Here is a 22,542-nt window from a genome sequence, read left to right as displayed (position 1 = left end):
GGGGCTTTTTCAAGTCATCACTTATTAAGCGATGATTTTGGCTACGACGCCAGCGCCGACGGTACGACCGCCTTCACGAATAGCGAAACGCAGACCATCTTCCATTGCGATGGTTTTGATCAGGGTGACAACCATTTTGATGTTGTCGCCTGGCATTACCATTTCAACGCCTTCCGGCAGTTCGCAGTTACCGGTCACGTCAGTGGTCCGGAAGTAGAACTGTGGACGGTAGCCTTTGAAGAACGGAGTGTGGCGACCGCCTTCTTCTTTGCTCAACACGTACACTTCAGCTTCGAAGGTAGTGTGCGGCTTAACCGAACCTGGCTTGACCAGAACCTGGCCACGCTCAACGTCGTCACGCTTGGTGCCGCGCAGCAGCACGCCGCAGTTCTCGCCAGCACGACCTTCGTCGAGCAGCTTACGGAACATTTCAACACCGGTGCAGGTGGTGACGGTAGTGTCACGCAGACCAACGATTTCCAGTGGATCCTGAACCTTGACGATACCGCGCTCGATACGGCCAGTCACAACAGTACCGCGACCGGAGATCGAGAATACGTCTTCGATTGGCATCAGGAACGGCTTGTCGATAACACGAACTGGATCCGGGATGTAGCTGTCCAGAGTTTCTACCAGGCGCTTAACAGCGGTGGTACCCATTTCGTTGTCGTCTTGGCCGTTCAGAGCCATCAGAGCCGAACCGATGATGATCGGAGTGTCGTCACCTGGGAAGTCGTAAGTGCTCAGCAGATCGCGCACCTCCATCTCAACCAGTTCCAGCAACTCAGCGTCGTCAACCATGTCAGCCTTGTTCAGGAAGACAACGATGTACGGAACGCCAACCTGACGGGACAGCAGGATGTGCTCACGGGTTTGTGGCATCGGACCATCAGCGGCCGAACAAACCAGGATAGCGCCGTCCATTTGAGCAGCACCGGTGATCATGTTCTTCACATAGTCAGCGTGACCTGGGCAGTCAACGTGAGCGTAGTGACGGATCAGCGAGTTGTATTCAACGTGTGCGGTGTTGATGGTGATACCACGAGCCTTTTCTTCCGGAGCGCTGTCGATTTTGTCGAAAGCAACAACGGCCGAACCGAAAATTTCGGAGCAGACGCGAGTCAGAGCAGCGGTCAGCGTGGTTTTACCGTGGTCGACGTGACCGATGGTGCCAACGTTGACGTGCGGGAGGGTACGGTCAAATTTTTCTTTAGCCACGACAATTAACTCCTAGCCTAAAGGGGCTGAATCAGCCTTGTTTTTTGGTAACAGTTTCGACGATATGCGACGGAGCTGTATTGTATTTTTTGAATTCCATAGAGTAGCTTGCGCGACCTTGGGACATGGAACGAACGTCGGTTGCGTAACCGAACATCTCACCCAACGGAACCTCGGCGCGAATCACTTTGCCGGAAACCGTGTCTTCCATACCCAGGATCATGCCGCGACGACGGTTAAGGTCGCCCATCACGTCACCCATATAGTCTTCAGGCGTAACAACCTCTACCGCCATGATCGGCTCAAGCAACTCACCACCGCCCTTCTGGGCCAGTTGCTTGGTAGCCATGGAAGCAGCCACCTTAAACGCCATCTCGTTGGAGTCGACGTCGTGGTAGGAACCATCGAACACGGTAGCCTTCAGGCCGATTAGCGGATAGCCGGCAACAACGCCGTTCTTCATCTGCTCTTCGATACCCTTCTGGATAGCCGGGATGTATTCCTTAGGAACCACACCACCCACTACTTCGTTCAGGAATTGCAGACCTTCCTGACCTTCGTCAGCAGGAGCAAAACGAATCCAGCAATGACCGAACTGGCCACGACCGCCGGACTGGCGAACGAACTTGCCTTCAATTTCGCAGCTCTTCGTGATGCGCTCACGGTACGAAACTTGAGGCTTACCGATGTTGGCTTCGACGTTGAACTCACGGCGCATCCGGTCAACCAGGATGTCCAGGTGCAACTCGCCCATGCCGGAGATGATCGTTTGACCAGTCTCTTCATCAGTCTTGACGCGGAAAGATGGATCTTCCTGAGCGAGCTTGCCCAGAGCGATACCCATTTTTTCCTGGTCGTCCTTGGTCTTAGGCTCTACGGCAACCGAAATAACCGGCTCCGGGAAGTCCATACGAACCAGGATGATTGGCTTGTCAGCGTTGCACAAAGTCTCACCAGTGGTGACGTCCTTCATGCCGATCAAGGCCGCGATGTCACCAGCGCGCACTTCCTTGATTTCTTCACGGGCGTTTGCGTGCATTTGCACCATACGACCCACGCGCTCTTTCTTGCCTTTAACCGAGTTGATCACGCCGTCGCCGGAGGCCAACACGCCCGAGTAAACTCGAACGAAGGTCAAGGTACCCACGAATGGGTCGGTAGCGATTTTGAACGCCAGAGCCGAGAACGGCTCGCTGTCGTCTGCGTGACGCTCCATTTCCTGGGTCTCGTCATCCGGGTCAGTACCCTTGATGGCAGGAATGTCGCTTGGAGCAGGCAGGTAGTCGATAACGGCGTCGAGAACCAGGGGAACACCCTTGTTCTTGAAGGAAGAACCGCAAACAGCCAGAACGATCTCACCAGCGATAGTACGCTGACGCAGAGCGGCCTTGATTTCCTCGTTGGTGAGTTCTTCACCTTCGAGGTACTTGTTCATCAGCTCTTCGCTGGCTTCAGCCGCAGCTTCAACCATGTTGCCGCGCCATTCGTCAGCCAATTCCTGCAGTTCAGCAGGGATAGGCTTGCGAACTGGAACCATGCCTTTGTCAGAGTCGTTCCAGTAAACAGCTTCCATAGCCATCAGATCGATCTGACCCTGGAAGTTGTCTTCGGAACCGATAGCCAACTGAATTGGCACCGGAGTGTGACCCAGACGCTGCTTGATCTGACCGATCACGCGCAGGAAGTTCGCACCAGCACGGTCCATCTTGTTTACGTAAACAAGACGTGGAACGCCGTATTTGTTGGCCTGACGCCATACGGTTTCCGACTGAGGCTCAACGCCCGAGGTGCCGCAGAACACAACGACCGCGCCATCGAGTACACGCAGGGAACGTTCAACTTCAATAGTGAAGTCAACGTGACCCGGGGTATCAATAACGTTGAAGCGGTATTGGTCTTTGTGCTGCTTCTCGGAACCCTGCCAGAAGGCGGTAATAGCAGCAGAAGTAATGGTAATACCACGCTCCTGCTCCTGCACCATCCAGTCTGTGGTCGCGGCGCCGTCATGCACCTCGCCCATCTTGTGACTTTTGCCAGTGTAAAAAAGGACGCGCTCGGTGGTGGTGGTTTTACCAGCATCCACGTGAGCAACGATACCAATGTTACGGTAGCGATTAATCGGTGTAGTACGAGCCATAAAGCCCTCGCAAAATTAGTGACGCTAAAATTAGAAGCGGTAGTGCGAGAAAGCCTTGTTGGCTTCAGCCATACGGTGCACGTCTTCACGCTTCTTAACTGCAGCACCTTTACCTTCGGCAGCGTCCAACAGTTCGCCAGCCAAACGCAGAGCCATAGACTTCTCGCCGCGCTTGCGGGCGAAGTCTACCAACCAGCGCATTGCCAGAGCGTTACGACGGGACGGACGAACTTCGACCGGAACCTGGTAAGTAGCACCGCCTACACGGCGCGACTTCACTTCGACCAGCGGAGCGATGGCGTCGAGAGCTTTCTCGAAGATTTCCAGGGGATCGCTGTTCTTGCGTTCTTTAACCTTTTCCAGCGCGCCATAAACGATACGCTCGGCAACGGCTTTCTTGCCGCTTTCCATTACGTGGTTCATGAACTTGGCCAGGATCTGGCTGCCGTATTTTGGATCGTCAAGCACTTCGCGCTTGGCTGCTACGCGTCTTCTTGGCATGGATAAGCCCTCAAACGGTCTTCAGGTTCGCTCGGAATCGGTGCCCTTTCGGGACGCCTCCGACCTTACTCTTATCGACTCAGAAAAATAGAAAATCAGTTTTTACAAAAAGCCACTACTACTTAGGCTTCTTGGTACCGTACTTCGAACGACCCTGGTTACGACCTTTGACGCCGGAAGTATCCAAAGAACCGCGTACGGTGTGGTAACGAACACCTGGCAAGTCTTTTACACGACCGCCGCGGATCAGTACCACGCTGTGCTCTTGCAGGTTGTGGCCTTCACCGCCGATGTACGAGGAAACCTCGAAACCGTTGGTCAGACGCACACGGCATACTTTACGCAGTGCCGAGTTAGGTTTTTTCGGCGTGGTGGTATACACACGGGTGCATACGCCACGACGTTGCGGGCAGTTCTGCAGCGCAGGCACGTCGGATTTCTCGACGATACGCTTACGCGGCTGACGTACCAGCTGGTTGATAGTTGCCATCTACTAGCTCCACTGTTGTCTTGCGACGCTATTGTCTTGCAAGAAAAGCAAAATGGCAGGAACGAATTCCCGCCAAATTTAGGGGTACAAGAGTCTAAAGAGGATCTTGCCCCCAGTCAAGGCAAGGCCCCGACCTCCCCGCTCATCGAACCTCGACAAATTGTCTCGATTCGATGAACGGAACGGCCAGGGCCTTACGCTCATTTATCGCAGAACTCAGTTACCGCTCGAGTTCAGCGCTTCGGTCAGTGCAGCTTCCACTTCACTGGCGCTTACGCGCAACGGTTTGTCAGCATCACGGCGGCGCTTGCGCTCGCTGTGATAAGCCAGACCGGTACCAGCCGGGATCAGACGACCCACGACTACGTTTTCTTTCAGGCCGCGCAGGTAATCGCGCTTGCCGGTTACCGCCGCTTCGGTCAGTACGCGAGTGGTTTCCTGGAAGGAAGCCGCCGAGATGAACGATTCGGTGGACAACGACGCCTTGGTGATACCCAGCAGCACGCGAGTGAACTTGGAAACGAATTTCTCGTCGCCAGCCAGACGCTCGTTCTCTACCAGAACGTGAGTCAACTCCATCTGGTCGCCCTTGATGAAAGTCGAGTCGCCGGATTCAGCGATTTCAACTTTACGCAGCATCTGACGCAGGATGGTCTCGATGTGCTTATCGTTGATCTTCACGCCTTGCAGACGATAAACGTCCTGGATCTCGTTCACGATGTACTTGGCCAGCGCACTCACACCCAGCAGACGCAGGATGTCGTGTGGATCGCTCGGGCCGTCGGAGATAACTTCGCCGCGGTTTACCTGTTCGCCTTCGAAGACGTTCAGGTGACGCCACTTAGGAATCAGCTCTTCGTACGGATCGGTACCGTCGTTCGGGGTGATAACCAGACGGCGCTTGCCTTTGGTCTCTTTACCGAACGCGATGGTGCCGCTGACTTCAGCCAGAATCGAGGCTTCTTTCGGACGACGTGCTTCGAACAAGTCGGCAACACGTGGCAGACCACCGGTGATGTCACGGGTCTTCGAAGTCTCTTGCGGGATACGAGCGATAACATCACCGATCGCAATCTTCGCACCGTCCGCTACACCAACCAGGGCGTTAGCAGGCAGGAAGTACTGAGCAATTACGTCGGTACCCGGCAGCAAGAGATCCTTGCCGTTGTCATCAACCATCTTCACAGCAGGACGGATATCTTTACCGGCAGCTGGACGGTCTTTGGCGTCGAGTACTTCAATGTTGGTCATACCGGTCAATTCGTCAGTCTGACGCTTGATCGTGATGCCTTCTTCCATGCCCACGTAGGTCACGGTACCTTTCATTTCGGTAACGATTGGGTGAGTGTGCGGATCCCACTTGGCCACGATTGCGCCAGCGTCGACCTTGTCACCTTCTTTAACCGAAATCACAGCACCGTACGGCAGCTTGTAACGCTCGCGCTCACGACCGAAGTCATCAGCGATTGCCAGCTCACCGGAACGGGACACAGCAACCAGACAACCATCCACTCGCTCAACGTGCTTCAGGTTGTGCAGACGGACGGTACCGCCATTCTTCACCTGAACGCTGTCGGCTGCGGAGGTCCGGCTTGCCGCACCACCGATGTGGAACGTACGCATGGTCAGCTGGGTACCCGGCTCACCGATGGACTGGGCAGCGATAACGCCGACCGCTTCACCGATGTTCACCTGGTGACCACGAGCCAAATCACGGCCGTAGCACTTGGCGCAAATGCCATAGCGGGTTTCGCAGCTGATCGGCGAACGCACGATCACTTCATCGATGCTGTTCAGCTCGATGAACTCAACCCACTTCTCGTCTACCAGCGTGCCGGCAGGAACGATGATTTCTTCGGTACCTGGCTTGAACACGTCACGGGCAATAACACGACCCAATACGCGCTCACCCAGCGGCTCAACAACGTCACCGCCTTCAATGTGCGGAGTCATTACCAGGCCATGCTCGGTGCCGCAATCGATCTCGGTCACAACCAGATCCTGCGCCACGTCTACCAGACGACGAGTCAGGTAACCGGAGTTCGCAGTTTTCAACGCGGTATCCGCCAAACCTTTACGAGCACCGTGAGTGGAGATGAAGTACTGAAGTACGCTCAAACCTTCACGGAAGTTCGCAGTAATCGGCGTTTCGATGATGGAACCGTCCGGTTTGGCCATCAGGCCACGCATACCGGCGAGCTGACGGATCTGCGCAGCAGAACCCCGTGCGCCCGAGTCGGCCATCATGTACATCGAGTTGAAGGATTCCTGGTCGACTTCGACGCCATGACGGTCGATGACTTTCTCTTTCGAGAGGTTGGCCATCATCGCCTTGGAAACTTCGTCGTTCGCCTTGGACCAAAGGTCGATCACTTTGTTGTACTTCTCGCCCTGGGTTACCAGGCCGGAGGCGTACTGACTTTCGATCTCTTTCACTTCATCAGTAGCAGCATTGATGATGCGGGCTTTTTCATCCGGGATAACGAAGTCGTTAACACCGATGGAAACGCCGGAAATGGTCGAATAGGCAAAACCGGTGTACATCAACTGGTCAGCGAAGATCACGGTCTCTTTCAAACCAACCACGCGGTAGCACTGGTTGATCAGCTTGGAGATCGCCTTTTTCTTCATCGGCTGGTTGACGACGTCGTACGACAGGCCAGGTGGAACAACCTGGAACAACAGCGCACGGCCGACAGTGGTGTCGACGATACGAGTGCCGCTCACGCTGCCGCCATCACGGTCGTTAACGGTTTCGTTGATCCGCACTTTGACTTTAGCGTGCAGTGCGGCTTCGCCGGCACGGAACACACGGTCAACTTCTTGCAGATCCGCGAACACACGACCTTCGCCCTTGGCGTTGATCGCTTCACGAGTCATGTAGTACAGACCCAATACAACGTCCTGCGACGGAACGATGATTGGCTCACCGTTGGCTGGCGACAGAATGTTGTTGGTCGACATCATCAACGCACGCGCTTCCAACTGGGCTTCCAGTGTCAGCGGTACGTGCACGGCCATTTGGTCGCCGTCGAAGTCGGCGTTGTACGCAGCACAGACCAACGGGTGCAGCTGGATAGCCTTACCTTCGATCAGTACCGGTTCAAACGCCTGGATACCCAGACGGTGAAGGGTCGGTGCACGGTTGAGGAGAACCGGGTGTTCACGGATCACTTCAGCGAGAACGTCCCAAACCTCAGGCAGCTCACGCTCGACCATCTTCTTGGCAGCTTTGATGGTGGTCGCGAGACCACGCATTTCCAGCTTGCCGAAAATGAACGGCTTGAACAGCTCGAGAGCCATTTTCTTCGGCAGACCGCACTGATGCAGACGCAGGGTCGGGCCTACGGTAATTACCGAACGACCGGAGTAGTCAACACGCTTACCGAGCAAGTTCTGACGGAAACGACCTTGCTTACCCTTGATCATGTCAGCCAGGGATTTCAGAGGACGCTTGTTGGAACCGGTGATAGCGCGGCCACGACGACCGTTATCGAGCAGTGCGTCGACAGCTTCCTGCAACATACGCTTTTCGTTACGCACGATGATGTCCGGAGCGGACAGATCAAGCAGGCGCTTCAAGCGGTTGTTACGGTTGATCACTCGACGATACAGATCGTTGAGGTCGGAAGTCGCGAAGCGACCGCCATCCAGCGGGACCAGTGGACGCAGATCTGGCGGCAGAACCGGCAGAACGGTCAGCACCATCCATTCTGGAAGGTTGCCGGAACCCTGGAAGGCTTCCATCAACTTCAGACGCTTGGACAGCTTCTTGATTTTGGTTTCGGAGTTGGTTTGCGGAATTTCTTCACGCAGACGGCCAATCTCGTGTTCCAGGTCGATAGCGTGCAGCAGTTCACGGACAGCTTCGGCACCCATGCGGGCATCGAAATCGTCGCCGAACTCTTCCAGCGCTTCGAAGTACTGCTCGTCGTTGAGCAGCTGACCTTTCTCAAGGGTGGTCATGCCTGGATCGATAACGACATAGCTCTCGAAGTAGAGAACGCGTTCGATATCACGCAGGGTCATGTCCATCAGCAAACCGATACGCGACGGCAGCGATTTCAGGAACCAGATGTGGGCAACCGGGGAAGCCAGTTCGATGTGCGCCATGCGCTCACGACGAACTTTGGCCAGCGCGACTTCAACGCCGCACTTCTCGCAGATCACACCACGGTGCTTCAAGCGCTTGTACTTACCGCACAGGCACTCGTAATCCTTTACCGGGCCAAAGATCTTGGCGCAGAACAGGCCGTCACGCTCAGGTTTGAACGTACGGTAGTTGATGGTTTCCGGCTTTTTAACTTCACCGAACGACCACGAACGGATCATCTCAGGCGATGCCAATCCAATACGGATGGCGTCGAACTCTTCGACTTGACCCTGGTTTTTCAGCAAATTCAGTAGGTCTTTCAAGGCCTTTCCTCCTGGCGGAGCAGAGAGCGGGCAATCCTGCCCCGCTCTCGATTCGCGTCACGTGTTATTCGGTTTCCAGATCGATATCGATGCCGAGGGAACGAATTTCCTTGATCAACACGTTGAAGGACTCGGGCATGCCCGGCTCCATACGGTGATCGCCATCCACGATGTTTTTGTACATCTTGGTACGGCCGTTCACATCGTCCGACTTCACTGTGAGCATTTCTTGCAGAGTGTAAGCAGCACCGTATGCTTCCAGTGCCCAGACCTCCATCTCCCCGAAACGCTGACCACCGAACTGCGCCTTACCACCCAGCGGCTGCTGAGTAACCAGGCTGTACGAACCGGTAGAACGAGCGTGCATCTTGTCGTCTACCAAGTGGTTCAGCTTCAGCATGTACATGTAGCCAACAGTAACCGGGCGCTCGAACTTGTTGCCGGTACGGCCGTCGGTCAGCTGCATCTGGCCGCTTTCTGGCAGGTCTGCCAGTTTCAGCATCGCCTTGATTTCGCTTTCCTTGGCGCCGTCGAACACTGGAGTGGCCATTGGAACGCCGCCACGCAGGTTCTTCGCCAGATCCAGGATTTCCTGGTCGGAGAAGCTATCCAGATCTTCGTTACGACCGCCGATCTGGTTGTAGATCTCGTCCAGGAATTTACGAAGCTCAGCGACTTTGCGCTGTTCTTCGATCATCCGGTTGATCTTCTCGCCCAAGCCTTTAGCCGCGAGGCCCAGGTGGGTTTCAAGGATCTGACCAACGTTCATACGCGAAGGTACGCCCAACGGGTTGAGGACCACATCGACCGGGGTGCCATTGGCATCGTGCGGCATGTCTTCAACCGGCATGATCACAGAGACCACACCTTTGTTACCGTGACGACCGGCCATCTTGTCGCCCGGCTGGATGCGGCGACGGATTGCCAGGTAAACCTTGACGATTTTCAGCACGCCTGGAGCCAGGTCATCGCCCTGCTGCAGTTTGCGCTTCTTGTCTTCGAACTTGTCGTCCAGCAGACGGCGGCGATCAACGATGTAGGCCTGAGCCTTCTCGAGTTGCTCGTTCAGAGCATCTTCAGCCATGCGCAGTTTGAACCACTGACCATGCTCAAGACCGTCGAGAACTTCGTCGGTGATGTCCTGACCTTTCTTCAGACCGGCGCCGCCTTCGGCTTTGTGGCCGACCAGAGCGGAACGCAGACGTTCGAAAGTGGCGCCTTCAACGATACGGAACTCTTCGTTCAGGTCCTTGCGGATCTCGTCGAGTTGAGTTTTCTCGATCGACAGTGCACGAGCATCACGCTCAACGCCGTCGCGGGTGAAGACCTGTACGTCGATGACGGTACCCTTGGTGCCGGTAGGCACGCGCAGGGAGGTGTCTTTAACGTCGCTGGCTTTTTCACCGAAGATGGCACGCAGCAGTTTCTCTTCCGGAGTCAGCTGGGTCTCGCCTTTCGGAGTGACCTTACCAACCAGGATGTCGCCTGCGCCAACTTCAGCACCTACGTAAACGATACCGGCTTCGTCCAGCTTGTTCAGTGCAGCTTCACCCACGTTCGGGATGTCTGCAGTGATTTCCTCTGGCCCAAGCTTGGTGTCACGTGCCACACAGGTCAGTTCCTGAATGTGGATCGTGGTAAAGCGGTCTTCTTGAACAACTCGTTCCGACAGGCAGATGGAGTCTTCGAAGTTGTAACCGTTCCAGGCCATGAACGCGATGCGCATGTTCTGACCCAGAGCCAGTTCACCCATGTCGGTGGACGGGCCGTCAGCCATGATGTCGCTACGCTGAACCCGATCACCTTTACGCACCAGCGGACGCTGGTTGATGCAGGTGTTCTGGTTGGAGCGGGTGTATTTGGTCAGGTTGTAGATGTCGACACCAGCTTCACCGGTTTCAACTTCATCATCAGCAACACGAACCACGATACGGCTGGCGTCGACGGAATCGATAACGCCACCACGACGAGCCACGACGCAAACGCCGGAGTCACGGGCTACGTTACGCTCCATGCCAGTACCGACCAGCGGCTTGTCAGCGCGCAGGGTTGGTACAGCTTGACGCTGCATGTTCGAACCCATCAACGCACGGTTGGCGTCATCGTGCTCGAGGAACGGGATCAGCGAAGCTGCAACCGAAACTACCTGCTTCGGAGAAACGTCCATCAAGGTGACGTCTTCCGGCGCCTTGACGGTGAACTCGTTCAAGTGACGAACAGCTACCAGCTCGTCGATCAGCATTTTCTTGTCGTTCATCGTGGCCGAAGCCTGAGCGATCACGTGATCAGCTTCTTCGATGGCGGACAGGAACACGATCTCGTCGGTGACCAGAGCGTCTTTCACCACGCGGTACGGGCTTTCGAGGAAGCCGTACTGGTTGGTGCGCGCATAAGCGGCCAGGGAGTTGATCAGACCGATGTTCGGACCTTCCGGCGTTTCAATCGGGCATACACGACCGTAGTGAGTCGGGTGTACGTCACGAACTTCAAAGCCAGCGCGCTCACGAGTCAAACCGCCAGGGCCGAGTGCAGAAACACGACGCTTGTGGGTGATCTCGGAAAGCGGGTTGTTCTGGTCCATGAACTGGGAAAGCTGGCTGGAACCGAAGAACTCTTTCACCGCCGCAGCCACTGGCTTGGCGTTGATCAGGTCTTGCGGCATCAGGCCTTCGCTTTCAGCCATCGACAGACGCTCTTTGACCGCACGCTCAACACGTACCAGGCCAACGCGGAACTGGTTCTCGGCCATTTCGCCTACGCAGCGAACACGACGGTTACCCAGGTGGTCGATGTCATCGACGATGCCTTTACCGTTACGGATGTCGACCAGAGTCTTCAGTACCGCGACGATGTCTTCCTTGCACAACACGCCCGAACCTTCGATTTCGGTACGACCGATACGACGGTTGAACTTCATCCGGCCGACCGCAGACAGGTCATAGCGCTCAGGACTGAAGAACAGGTTGTTGAACAGAGTCTCGGCAGCGTCTTTGGTTGGCGGCTCGCCTGGACGCATCATGCGATAGATCTCGACCAGCGCTTCCAATTGGTTGCTGGTGGAGTCGATCTTCAGAGTGTCGGAGACGAACGGACCGCAGTCGATATCGTTGGTGTACAGAGTTTCGATGCGAACAACCTGGGACTTGGCGATTTTTGCCAGGATCTCGGTGTTCAGCTCGGTGTTGCACTCTGCCAGGATTTCGCCGGTTGCCGGATGCACGATGACCTTGGCGGTAGTGCGACCCAGGACGTAGTCCAGAGGCACTTGCAGCTCTTTGATCCCGGCTTTTTCCAGCTGGTTGATGTGGCGAGCAGTGATACGACGACCTTGCTCGACAATAACCTTGCCTTTGTCATCCAGGATATCCAGGACAGCAATTTCACCACGCAGGCGGTGAGGCACCAGTTCCAGGCTGAGGTTTTCACCTTGCACGTGGAAGACGTTGGTGGTGTAGAACGCGTCGAGCACTTCTTCAGTGGTATAGCCGAGCGCGCGCAGCAGTACCGATGCAGGCAGCTTGCGACGACGGTCGATACGCACGAATACGCAGTCTTTCGGGTCGAACTCGAAGTCCAGCCACGAACCGCGGTAAGGAATGATACGCGCCGAGTACAACAGTTTGCCGGAGCTGTGCGTCTTGCCACGGTCGTGGTCGAAGAACACGCCCGGGGAACGGTGCAGCTGGGAAACGATTACACGCTCGGTACCGTTGATTACAAAGGTACCGTTCTCAGTCATCAGGGGAATTTCACCCATGTAGACTTCTTGCTCTTTGATGTCCTTGATCGCTTTGTTCGACGATTCTTTGTCGAAAATGATCAGGCGCACTTTTACCCGCAAAGGTACGGCGTAAGTTACACCGCGCAATACGCATTCTTTGACATCAAATGCCGGTTCGCCCAGGCGATAACCGACGTACTCCAGCGCAGCATTGCCGGAGTAGCTGATGATCGGGAAAACGGATTTGAAGGCCGCATGCAGGCCCACGTCGCGGAACTGATCTTTAGTCGCTCCCGCTTGCAAGAATTCACGATACGAATCCAGCTGGATGGCCAGGAGGTACGGCACATCCATGACGTCCGGCAACTTGCTAAAGTCCTTGCGGATACGTTTTTTCTCAGTATATGAGTAAGCCATCAGCGTTCCCCAGCTTGGTCACCTGCTTGTTTGGCCCCTCCCGACGGGAGCAGCCAGAAAATCGTGCAAACCCCATGGTTTGCGCCACCGCATCGGGTGGTTACAGCTCGTTATCAGCACCGACCCAGTCGGCTGCCAATAACGGAAAAAGGCCGGTGGCAAGAGCCACCAGCCATCAGCCTTTCGCTTAACGCTCGGGCTGGAGACGCAAAGTCGATGCTTACTTCAGCTCGACTTTAGCGCCTGCTTCTTCCAGAGTGGCTTTTGCTTTGTCAGCTGCGTCTTTCGAAACAGCTTCCAGAACAACGCCAGGAGCGCCGTCAACTACAGCCTTGGCTTCTTTCAGGCCCAGACCGGTCAGTTCACGTACTGCCTTGATCACGTTAACTTTCTTCTCGCCAGCTTCCAGCAGCATGACGTTGAATTCAGTTTGTTCTTCAACAACGGCAGCGACAGCAGCTGGACCAGCGGAAGCAGCGGCAGCGGAAACGCCGAACTTCTCTTCCATGGCCTTGATCAGCTCAACGATTTCCAGAACGGATTTTTCGCCGATTGCTTCGATGATTTGGTCGTTAGTCAGAGACATGACTATAAATTCCTGTATTGGGGTGACAGCCTACGCGGCCATCGAAATAAACAATAAACGCTGAAAGGAGTCGCTCAGCCTTAGGCTGCGGCAGCTTCTTTCTGGTCGCGAAGAGCCGCCAGAGTACGAGCCAATTTGCTGGTTGCGCCTTGAATCACGCTCATCAGCTGAGAAATTGCTTCGTCACGGGTCGGCAGGCTTGCCAGTACGTCGATCTGATTAGCTGCGAGGAACTTGCCCTCGAACGCAGCTGCCTTGATCTCGAACTTATCCTGACCTTTTGCGAACTCTTTGAAGATACGAGCAGCAGCGCCCGGATGATCTTTGGAGAATGCAATCAAGGTCGGGCCGGTGAACACGTCGTTGAGCACGTCATATTGAGTGCCAGCAACGGCGCGCTTGAGCAGGGTATTACGTACAACACGTACGTAAACGCCAGCTTCACGAGCCTCTTTACGGAGTCCGGTCATAGCGCCTACTGTTACGCCACGGGCATCAGCCACGACAGCGGACAGAGCAACTTGGGCAGCCTTGTTGACTTCAGCGACGATGGCCTTCTTGTCTTCAAGTTTAATTGCCACGGGAAAAACTCCTGCTTGTTACCGTTTCATCCAACCGAGGCCAGATGTCGTTTTGGTGTCTGATTCGGTAAGGAACCGGGAGCACCATCTGCGTAGGCTTGGGGTTTAAGACTTGCGCCGCCTACGGTCTTGGATAGCCCCCGCCAGGCAGGGACCCCAATCTTTCAATTGGCGCAATCGCTTGCGCCAATCTTTGTCTTACGCGTCGAGCGAGCCTTGGTCGATGACCAGACCTGGACCCATGGTGGTGCTCAGGGTAACGCGCTTGACGTAAATACCTTTCGAAGAAGCTGGCTTGATACGCTTCAGATCAGCGATCAGGGCTTCAACGTTTTCCTTCAGCTTGACGGCGTCGAAGCCAACCTTGCCAACGGAGGTGTGGATGATGCCGTTTTTGTCGGTGCGATAACGAACCTGACCAGCCTTGGCGTTCTTAACCGCGGTAGCTACGTCTGGCGTTACGGTGCCGACTTTAGGGTTAGGCATCAGGCCACGTGGGCCCAGGATCTGACCCAACTGACCAACAACGCGCATTGCATCCGGGGATGCGATAACTACGTCATAGTTCAGGTCGCCGCCTTTCATTTCGGCAGCCAGATCGTCCATACCTACACGGTCAGCGCCGGCAGCCAAAGCGGCCTCAGCAGCTGGACCTTGGGTGAACACAGCAACGCGAACAGTCTTGCCAGTGCCGTGTGGCAGCACAGTAGCGCTACGAACGACCTGGTCGGATTTACGCGGGTCAACACCCAAGTTTACAGCAACGTCAAACGACTCGCTGAACTTGACGGTCGACAGCTCAGCCAGCAGAGCAGCAGCGTCTACAAAGTTGTAGGACTTGCCTGCTTCGATTTTGCCGGCGATAGCCTTTTGACGCTTGGTCAACTTAGCCATTACACACCCTCCACGTTAAGGCCCATGCTACGAGCAGAACCGGCGATAGTACGCACGGCCGCGTCCATATCAGCTGCAGTCAGATCCGCGTTTTTGGTTTTCGCGATTTCTTCCAGCTGAGCACGGGTAACGGTGCCAACCTTAACGGTGTTCGGACGAGCGGAACCGCTAGTCAGACCAGCAGCTTTCTTCAGCAGAACCGAAGCAGGTGTGGATTTGGTTTCGAAAGTGAAGCTACGGTCGCTGTAGACAGTGATGATCACTGGAGTCGGCAGACCTGGCTCAATACCCTGAGTACGGGCGTTGAAAGCCTTGCAGAATTCCATGATGTTCACGCCGTGCTGACCCAGAGCAGGACCAACAGGTGGGCTTGGGTTAGCCTGAGCGGCCTTCACTTGCAGCTTGATGTAAGCGGTAATCTTCTTGGCCATGAGGCACTCCAATTACGGGTTCGAACGCCTCGAAAGGCTCCCCGGTTACTTGCGCGTTTATCCCAGTGACGACAAAACCCCACAGCCTAGGGCTGCGGGGTTGGGATGCTTGCTCAGCTAGACTTTTTCGACCTGGCTGAACTCTAGCTCTACCGGAGTAGAGCGACCGAAAATGAGCACTGCCACTTGAATCCGGCTCTTCTCGTAGTTAACTTCTTCGACCGTGCCAGTAAAGTCGGCAAACGGACCGTCATTGACACGTACCGACTCACCCGGCTCGAACAACGTCTTCGGCTTCGGCTTGTCGCTACCATCAGCAACGCGACGCAGAATCGCTTCTGCCTCTTTATCTGTGATAGGTGCAGGCTTATCAGCAGTACCGCCGATAAAACCCATCACCCGAGGAGTATCCTTGACCAAGTGCCAAGTACCCTCATTCATGTCCATCTGAACCAGCACATAACCTGGGAAGAACTTGCGCTCGCTTTTGCGTTTCTGGCCATTACGCATTTCAACCACTTCTTCAGTGGGAACCAGAATTTCGCCGAAGCCATCTTCCATGCCAGCCAGCTTTACGCGCTCTACCAGCGAGCGCATGACATGCTTCTCGTAACCGGAGTAAGCATGCACAACGTACCAACGCTTAGCCACGGGACACCCTTAGCCGACAATCAAGGAAACAAGCCAGCCGAGCAGGGAATCAAGCCCCCACAACAGCAACGCCATAACCAGAACAACAGCCACAACAATCAACGTGGTCTGCGTGGTTTCTTGGCGAGTTGGCCATACGACTTTACGAATCTCGGTGCGAGCTTCCTTAACCAGTACAAAGAAAGACTTGCCCTTGACCGTCTGCAGGCCTACAAAGGCAGCTACAGCAGCAATGGCGAGCAAAGCAAGTACGCGGTACAGGATCGGCGAAGCAGAGTAATACTGATTGCCAACAACGCCAACAACCACCAAAGCAACTACTACTAGCCACTTGAGCAGATCGAAGCGAGAGCCTTGAGCTTCAGCTTTAGGAGTCATCTATGAAGATCCTGTGAAAAGAAAGCCAGACACACCAAGTGAATCTGGCAGGTCAGGAGGGAATCGAACCCCCAACCTACGGTTTTGGAGACCGTCGCTCTGCCAATTGAGCTACTGACCTAAAACAAAATCAGGCCGACCATTATGCCGGCCCGAAAAAGACATTACAACAATTTACTCGATAACCTTAGCAACGACACCAGCGCCGACGGTACGACCGCCTTCACGAATGGCGAAACGCAGACCATCTTCCATTGCGATGGTTTTGATCAGAGTGACCGTCATTTGGACGTTATCACCCGGCATCACCATTTCAACGCCTTCCGGCAGTTCGCAGTTACCGGTCACGTCGGTGGTCCGGAAGTAGAACTGTGGACGGTAGCCTTTGAAGAATGGCGTATGACGACCACCCTCCTCCTTGCTCAGAACGTAAACTTCAGCGGTGAACTTGGTATGCGGCTTAACGGTGCCCGGCTTGACCAGAACCTGGCCACGCTCAACATCATCACGCTTGGTACCACGCAGCAATACGCCGCAGTTCTCGCCAGCACGACCTTCGTCGAGCAGCTTGCGGAACATCTCAACACCAGTGCAAGTAGTTTTGACAGTGTCACGAAGACCAACAATCTCAACTTCTTCCTGAATGCGGACAATGCCACGCTCAACACGACCAGTCACAACAGTACCGCGACCGGAGATCGAGAAAACATCCTCGATCGGCATCAGGAACGGCTTATCAATAGCACGCTCAGGCTGCGGAATGTAGCTATCCAGAGTCTCGACCAACTTCTTGACGGCAGTAGTGCCCATCTCGTTGTCGTCCTGACCATTCAGCGCCATCAGCGCCGAACCAATGATGATCGGAGTGTCATCACCTGGGAAATCATAAGTACTCAGCAGGTCGCGCACCTCCATCTCAACCAGCTCCAGCAGCTCAGCATCATCGACCATGTCAGCCTTGTTCAGGAAGACAACGATGTACGGAACGCCAACCTGGCGAGACAGAAGGATGTGCTCACGAGTTTGCGGCATCGGACCATCTGCGGCCGAGCAAACCAGAATCGCGCCATCCATCTGAGCAGCACCGGTAATCATGTTTTTTACGTAGTCAGCGTGACCTGGACAGTCAACATGTGCGTAGTGACGCACAGCCGAATCGTACTCAACGTGAGCGGTGTTGATGGTAATACCACGAGCTTTTTCTTCAGGGGCGCTATCGATCTTGTCGAAGTCAACCTTTGCCGAACCGAAAACTTCGGAGCAGACGCGGGTCAAAGCAGCAGTCAGAGTAGTTTTACCGTGGTCGACGTGACCAATGGTACCAACGTTGACGTGAGGCTTATTACGTTCGAACTTTTCCTTAGCCATCAAAATCACCCCTAGGAGAAGAATTGAGCAGGTCAAACAAGCCATTAAAACAAAGGCAGATATTTTCATATCTGCCTTGTTATATGGAGCTCTTGAGCGGATTTGAACCGCTGACCTCACCCTTACCAAGGGTGTGCTCTACCAACTGAGCTACAAGAGCGTAACACTGTGCAGGATCTGCAAACTTGGAGCGGGTAGCGGGAATCGAACCCGCATCATCAGCTTGGAAGGCTGAGGTTCTACCACTAAACTATACCCGCGAGCTTGCAGCTCTCGCTAAAAATGGTGGAGGGGGAAGGATTCGAACCTTCGAAGTCGTAGACGTCAGATTTACAGTCTGATCCCTTTGGCCGCTCGGGAACCCCTCCTAAGCGAGCCGGCATTCTATATCATGCCAGCCTTCTGTCAAGCATTTTCTCATTAAAAACCTGAGGTTAGCTGCGTTGACATCACTTTGCGGCGTTAACCACTAAAGGTCTTCACTGCGAAGCGGGCGCCATTCTATGCAAACTATTCGGCGGGCGCAACCCCCTCGCACGGCATTATTTTATGTTTTAACTCATTGAATTCTCTAGAAAGGTTTTTCAGCTGCGAGTCATCCAGCCAACGCCGGCTTTCTGGTGCCACACGCACCCAGTAACCATCAGAGTCGGCAGGAGGCCTCAGCAAGGACTCAAACTTGATTTCCATGCCGCTCAATCGCCGCTCAACCGCCTGAGCCGCCTCCTGACGAGTAAAACCGCCAAGATAGAGGCATCCATCGTCTGCCTGGGCAGGCTTTCCTTTATCACGAGCCGCGTCAGTCGTTTCACTCAACAAGCGAATATCCTGCTGCGAACCCCTATATAAATTCAAAGGGGTTACATCCTTCGCACGCAGAGGAGCCTCTTGTTGGTGCCAGATGTAATAGAACACATTGAGAACAAGCAGCAGCAGAAACAACCAACGCATAAAAACCTCACGACAAGGGGCACGCCATAGCCAAACCTACAAACACCAGATCAGGAACCACCCTGGCCTCAGGCACGATCTCGGAAACCAGGTCTGCATCTCCTCCAGTGAGGAACACAGCAAAATCATCCCCCCAATAGCTACGCGCCAACTCCAGCTGAGTCAGGACAAAGCCTCTCAGCATCAACGAGCACCCCCGCTCGACCGCTTCGACAGTTGTCCGACCAGGAACAAGACTTTCCAGAGCGCGCTCAGCTGCTAGATCGCCATAACGAATTCTACGGGTATGGGTACGCAATTGGTTCCGCATTAGAGGCATACCTGGGCATATAAATCCTCCGAGGTGTTCTCCCCCCCTAGAGATGAAGTCCGCGGTAACAGCCGTACCAAAATCAAGCACAAGGCACGCACCCGAAGCCAGTTGGAATCCCCCAAGCATCGCCAGCCAACGGTCGAGCCCTAACCGCTCGAACTCCTCATAACCATTACGAACCCCGGACATTTCGCGGGACGGCGCCGCACATACCACCGACACACCAAAAGCTTCTGTCAGCAGAGAAATCAGTGCACTGGTTTCTTCGGCGGTCCTGACACTGACCAACCGACAAAACTTGAGAGCGAGCCCCTTGAGCGCTTTCAAGCTCTCCAACAAAGCGAGATCCGAATCAACGACGCCCTCGCCAACCACCCGCCGAACGTCCGCGTCGAGCACACGCCACTTGATAAAACTGTTTCCGCAGTCGAGCTCAAGAATCATCACGTAACCTCAGACTGAGCTCACCACCACTAAAGACTTTTTCCACACCACCCACCTTCAAGCGCAGAGCACCCTGACTATCAATACCCAGCACTTCGCCATCTATATGGTTAACACCTGCGATCAACGACACGGCCCGCCCCTGCCAGAGATGATTTTGCTCCCACTCTGCCTGGATAGCTGAAAATCCGTCGACTTGATGACGAGACAGATATGCCTGGAGCATCGCGCCCAACTCCCCGACCAAGAGATTTCGATCAAACACCTTGCCCGACTCTAGCCGCATGGACGTCCACTGCTGATCTACCTCATCGGTAATCTGCATGTTCACATTAATTCCCACACCCAGCACAACGTGACACACATCAGCAGGATCTCCCACCAGCTCGAGCAATATCCCGGCAATCTTCTTCTGACCAACCAGAACATCGTTGGGCCATTTCAATCCAGCCCCCGAAATACCAAGCTCACGCAGGGCCTGCATGACGGCGAGCCCAACAACAAGACTCAAACCCTCCAGCTGACGCATCCCACCTTCAATACGCAACACGAGGCTGTAATAGATGTTTTCCGCGAATGGACTCGCCCATTTACGTCCACGCCGCCCGCGCCCTGCAGTTTGCCGCTCGGCAAGCACCAGAAAGGGTGCCGTCTGCCCCCGCTCTATGGCGCGCAAAGCCTCGGCATTAGTGGAGTCAATTGAATCGAAAACCAGGATGGGCCAATCACAAGAAGGCGCCTGCTCTCTTATCTCGACAGGATCAAGCAGCGTCAATGGCGCAGCCAGTTGATAGCCGCGACCCCGCACTTTATGAATGGATAACCCCAGCTCAGCTTCTAAATGCTGAAGCTGCTTCCAAACGGCACTACGACTGACACCCAAGGCGACGCCCAAGGCCTGACCCGAATGGAATCGGCCATCTTTAAGAAGCTTTAACAATGTCAGCATGCAAGTCTCGCCTCACAATGAGGCCCGCATGATAGCCATGCCCCACACCATTGCATAGAAACCCTACAGGGCAGTTTTTCTGCGGACAAAACAAAACCCCTACCTGCATACGCAGATAGGGGTTTCGGAATTTAATCTTGACGATGACCTACTCTCACATGGGGAAACCCCACACTACCATCGGCGATGCATCGTTTCACTGCTGAGTTCGGGATGGGATCAGGTGGTTCCAATGCTCTATGGTCGTCAAGAAATTCGGGTACTGAACCGTCTTTCGACGTTTCAGCAAATTGGGTATGCAATAGATTTGTGTGTTGCGTTGCGAATTTTCGACTTGTGTCGTCTTCACACACCGCAATCTGGTGCCTCTTCAGGTCAGCAAATTGCTTGGGTGTTATATGGTCAAGCCTCACGGGCAATTAGTATTGGTTAGCTCAACGCCTCACAGCGCTTACACACCCAACCTATCAACGTCGTAGTCTTCGACGGCCCTTCAGGGGACTCAAGGTCCCAGTGAGATCTCATCTTGAGGCTAGTTTCCCGCTTAGATGCTTTCAGCGGTTATCTATTCCGAACATAGCTACCCGGCAATGCCACTGGCGTGACAACCGGAACACCAGAGGTTCGTCCACTCCGGTCCTCTCGTACTAGGAGCAGCCCCTCTCAAATCTCAAACGTCCACGGCAGATAGGGACCGAACTGTCTCACGACGTTCTAAACCCAGCTCGCGTACCACTTTAAATGGCGAACAGCCATACCCTTGGGACCGGCTTCAGCCCCAGGATGTGATGAGCCGACATCGAGGTGCCAAACACCGCCGTCGATATGAACTCTTGGGCGGTATCAGCCTGTTATCCCCGGAGTACCTTTTATCCGTTGAGCGATGGCCCTTCCATACAGAACCACCGGATCACTAAGACCTACTTTCGTACCTGCTCGACGTGTCTGTCTCGCAGTCAAGCGCGCTTTTGCCTTTATACTCTACGACCGATTTCCGACCGGTCTGAGCGCACCTTCGTACTCCTCCGTTACTCTTTAGGAGGAGACCGCCCCAGTCAAACTACCCACCATACACTGTCCTCGATCCGGATAACGGACCTGAGTTAGAACCTCAAAGTTGCCAGGGTGGTATTTCAAGGTTGGCTCCACGCGAACTGGCGTCCACGCTTCAAAGCCTCCCACCTATCCTACACAAGCAAATTCAAAGTCCAGTGCAAAGCTATAGTAAAGGTTCACGGGGTCTTTCCGTCTAGCCGCGGATACACTGCATCTTCACAGCGATTTCAATTTCACTGAGTCTCGGGTGGAGACAGCGCCGCCATCGTTACGCCATTCGTGCAGGTCGGAACTTACCCGACAAGGAATTTCGCTACCTTAGGACCGTTATAGTTACGGCCGCCGTTTACCGGGGCTTCGATCAAGAGCTTCGCGTTAGCTAACCCCATCAATTAACCTTCCGGCACCGGGCAGGCGTCACACCCTATACGTCCACTTTCGTGTTTGCAGAGTGCTGTGTTTTTAATAAACAGTCGCAGCGGCCTGGTATCTTCGACCGGCATGGGCTTACGCAGTAAATGCTTCACCCTCACCGGCGCACCTTCTCCCGAAGTTACGGTGCCATTTTGCCTAGTTCCTTCACCCGAGTTCTCTCAAGCGCCTTGGTATTCTCTACCCAACCACCTGTGTCGGTTTGGGGTACGGTTCCTGGTTACCTGAAGCTTAGAAGCTTTTCTTGGAAGCATGGCATCAACCACTTCGTCACCCAAAGGGTAACTCGTCATCAGCTCTCGGCCTTAGAATCCCGGATTTACCTAAGATTCCAGCCTACCACCTTAAACTTGGACAACCAACGCCAAGCTGGCCTAGCCTTCTCCGTCCCTCCATCGCAATAACCAGAAGTACAGGAATATTAACCTGTTTTCCATCGACTACGCTTTTCAGCCTCGCCTTAGGGACCGACTAACCCTGCGTCGATTAACGTTGCGCAGGAAACCTTGGTCTTTCGGCGTGGGTGTTTTTCACACCCATTGTCGTTACTCATGTCAGCATTCGCACTTCTGATACCTCCAGCAAGCTTCTCAACTCACCTTCACAGG

General features: G+C 54.5%; 16 protein-coding genes, 4 tRNA genes and 2 rRNA genes (1 of these 22 only partly in view). All 22 read right to left on the bottom strand.

The window, feature by feature from the left end:
* Positions 1-24: 24 nt before the first annotated feature.
* Positions 25-1,218, bottom strand: a complete 1,194-nt coding sequence (gene tuf / locus ACSQ87_RS03740; protein ID WP_046047317.1) for an elongation factor Tu — start codon at positions 1,216-1,218, stop codon at positions 25-27.
* Between the two features lie 31 nt (positions 1,219-1,249).
* Positions 1,250-3,355, bottom strand: a complete 2,106-nt coding sequence (fusA, locus tag ACSQ87_RS03735) for an elongation factor G (protein ID WP_046047316.1) — start codon at positions 3,353-3,355, stop codon at positions 1,250-1,252.
* Positions 3,356-3,385: 30 nt separating this feature from the next.
* The gene (gene rpsG, locus ACSQ87_RS03730) at positions 3,386-3,856 is read right to left on the bottom strand and encodes a 30S ribosomal protein S7 (protein WP_002555493.1); all 471 of its coding nucleotides are present in this window, start codon (positions 3,854-3,856) and stop codon (positions 3,386-3,388) included.
* 118 nt (positions 3,857-3,974) lie between these two features.
* Entirely contained in the window at positions 3,975-4,346 is a 372-nt protein-coding gene (gene rpsL / locus ACSQ87_RS03725; RefSeq protein ID WP_002555494.1) for a 30S ribosomal protein S12, read from the bottom strand.
* 216 nt (positions 4,347-4,562) lie between these two features.
* Positions 4,563-8,762, bottom strand: a complete 4,200-nt coding sequence (gene rpoC, locus ACSQ87_RS03720; RefSeq protein WP_046047315.1) for a DNA-directed RNA polymerase subunit beta' — start codon at positions 8,760-8,762, stop codon at positions 4,563-4,565.
* A gap of 64 nt (positions 8,763-8,826) precedes the next feature.
* Positions 8,827-12,900, bottom strand: coding sequence for a DNA-directed RNA polymerase subunit beta (gene rpoB, locus ACSQ87_RS03715; RefSeq protein ID WP_008145491.1), 4,074 nt, complete (start codon positions 12,898-12,900; stop codon positions 8,827-8,829).
* A 220-nt stretch (positions 12,901-13,120) separates the two neighbouring features.
* Positions 13,121-13,486 carry a 50S ribosomal protein L7/L12 gene (gene rplL, locus ACSQ87_RS03710; RefSeq protein ID WP_008145490.1) on the bottom strand — a complete coding sequence of 122 codons (366 nt, stop codon included), beginning with the start codon at positions 13,484-13,486 and terminating at the stop codon, positions 13,121-13,123.
* Positions 13,487-13,566: 80 nt separating this feature from the next.
* Positions 13,567-14,067 carry a 50S ribosomal protein L10 gene (rplJ, locus tag ACSQ87_RS03705; RefSeq protein ID WP_008145489.1) on the bottom strand — a complete coding sequence of 167 codons (501 nt, stop codon included), beginning with the start codon at positions 14,065-14,067 and terminating at the stop codon, positions 13,567-13,569.
* 198 nt (positions 14,068-14,265) lie between these two features.
* The gene (rplA, locus tag ACSQ87_RS03700) at positions 14,266-14,961 is read right to left on the bottom strand and encodes a 50S ribosomal protein L1 (RefSeq protein ID WP_007896626.1); all 696 of its coding nucleotides are present in this window, start codon (positions 14,959-14,961) and stop codon (positions 14,266-14,268) included.
* Positions 14,961-15,392, bottom strand: coding sequence for a 50S ribosomal protein L11 (rplK, locus tag ACSQ87_RS03695; RefSeq protein WP_003210097.1), 432 nt, complete (start codon positions 15,390-15,392; stop codon positions 14,961-14,963). Before rplK ends, rplA begins: the two co-directional genes overlap by 1 nt.
* 117 nt (positions 15,393-15,509) lie before the next feature.
* Entirely contained in the window at positions 15,510-16,043 is a 534-nt protein-coding gene (gene nusG / locus ACSQ87_RS03690) for a transcription termination/antitermination protein NusG (protein ID WP_007896622.1), read from the bottom strand.
* A 9-nt stretch (positions 16,044-16,052) separates the two neighbouring features.
* Positions 16,053-16,421 carry a preprotein translocase subunit SecE gene (gene secE / locus ACSQ87_RS03685; RefSeq protein ID WP_008145488.1) on the bottom strand — a complete coding sequence of 123 codons (369 nt, stop codon included), beginning with the start codon at positions 16,419-16,421 and terminating at the stop codon, positions 16,053-16,055.
* Between the two features lie 45 nt (positions 16,422-16,466).
* Positions 16,467-16,542, bottom strand: a tRNA-Trp gene (locus tag ACSQ87_RS03680).
* Between the two features lie 53 nt (positions 16,543-16,595).
* Entirely contained in the window at positions 16,596-17,789 is a 1,194-nt protein-coding gene (tuf, locus tag ACSQ87_RS03675; protein ID WP_007896619.1) for an elongation factor Tu, read from the bottom strand.
* 84 nt (positions 17,790-17,873) lie between these two features.
* Positions 17,874-17,949 (bottom strand) — tRNA-Thr (locus ACSQ87_RS03670).
* Positions 17,950-17,975: 26 nt separating this feature from the next.
* Positions 17,976-18,049: transfer RNA gene (locus tag ACSQ87_RS03665), tRNA-Gly, on the bottom strand.
* A 23-nt stretch (positions 18,050-18,072) separates the two neighbouring features.
* Positions 18,073-18,157: transfer RNA gene (locus ACSQ87_RS03660), tRNA-Tyr, on the bottom strand.
* Positions 18,158-18,299: 142 nt separating this feature from the next.
* Positions 18,300-18,740, bottom strand: coding sequence for a hypothetical protein (locus ACSQ87_RS03655; RefSeq protein ID WP_095131481.1), 441 nt, complete (start codon positions 18,738-18,740; stop codon positions 18,300-18,302).
* Between the two features lie 7 nt (positions 18,741-18,747).
* The gene (locus ACSQ87_RS03650; protein WP_223432830.1) at positions 18,748-19,497 is read right to left on the bottom strand and encodes a pantothenate kinase; all 750 of its coding nucleotides are present in this window, start codon (positions 19,495-19,497) and stop codon (positions 18,748-18,750) included.
* On the bottom strand, positions 19,487-20,446 hold the full coding sequence (gene birA, locus ACSQ87_RS03645) for a bifunctional biotin--[acetyl-CoA-carboxylase] ligase/biotin operon repressor BirA (protein ID WP_223432829.1): 960 nt from the start codon (positions 20,444-20,446) through the stop codon (positions 19,487-19,489). The genes ACSQ87_RS03650 and birA overlap by 11 nt, the downstream gene beginning before the upstream one ends.
* Before the next feature lie 135 nt (positions 20,447-20,581).
* Positions 20,582-20,697 (bottom strand): 5S ribosomal RNA (gene rrf, locus ACSQ87_RS03640).
* A gap of 147 nt (positions 20,698-20,844) precedes the next feature.
* Positions 20,845-22,542 (bottom strand): 23S ribosomal RNA (locus ACSQ87_RS03635); it runs 1,194 nt beyond the window's last position.

The sequence above is a fragment of the Pseudomonas sp. LjRoot277 genome, assembly GCF_964253845.1.
Classification (GTDB): Bacteria; Pseudomonadota; Gammaproteobacteria; order Pseudomonadales; family Pseudomonadaceae; genus Aquipseudomonas.
This window is presented reverse-complemented; position numbering and strand designations above follow the sequence as displayed.

Excerpts from the sequence above, each read along its gene's own strand:
- rplL (WP_008145490.1), bottom strand. The coding sequence starts at position 13,486 with ATGTCTCTGACTAACGACCAAATCATCGAAGCAATCGGCGAAAAATCC.
- fusA (WP_046047316.1), bottom strand. The coding sequence starts at position 3,355 with ATGGCTCGTACTACACCGATTAATCGCTACCGTAACATTGGTATCGTT.
- rpsL (WP_002555494.1), bottom strand. The coding sequence starts at position 4,346 with ATGGCAACTATCAACCAGCTGGTACGTCAGCCGCGTAAGCGTATCGTC.
- birA (WP_223432829.1), bottom strand. The coding sequence starts at position 20,446 with ATGCTGACATTGTTAAAGCTTCTTAAAGATGGCCGATTCCATTCGGGT.
- rplK (WP_003210097.1), bottom strand. The coding sequence starts at position 15,392 with ATGGCCAAGAAGATTACCGCTTACATCAAGCTGCAAGTGAAGGCCGCT.
- ACSQ87_RS03655 (WP_095131481.1), bottom strand. The coding sequence starts at position 18,740 with ATGCGTTGGTTGTTTCTGCTGCTGCTTGTTCTCAATGTGTTCTATTAC.
- rpsG (WP_002555493.1), bottom strand. The coding sequence starts at position 3,856 with ATGCCAAGAAGACGCGTAGCAGCCAAGCGCGAAGTGCTTGACGATCCA.
- tuf (WP_007896619.1), bottom strand. The coding sequence starts at position 17,789 with ATGGCTAAGGAAAAGTTCGAACGTAATAAGCCTCACGTCAACGTTGGT.
- secE (WP_008145488.1), bottom strand. The coding sequence starts at position 16,421 with ATGACTCCTAAAGCTGAAGCTCAAGGCTCTCGCTTCGATCTGCTCAAG.
- ACSQ87_RS03650 (WP_223432830.1), bottom strand. The coding sequence starts at position 19,497 with ATGATTCTTGAGCTCGACTGCGGAAACAGTTTTATCAAGTGGCGTGTG.
- rplA (WP_007896626.1), bottom strand. The coding sequence starts at position 14,961 with ATGGCTAAGTTGACCAAGCGTCAAAAGGCTATCGCCGGCAAAATCGAA.
- rpoB (WP_008145491.1), bottom strand. The coding sequence starts at position 12,900 with ATGGCTTACTCATATACTGAGAAAAAACGTATCCGCAAGGACTTTAGC.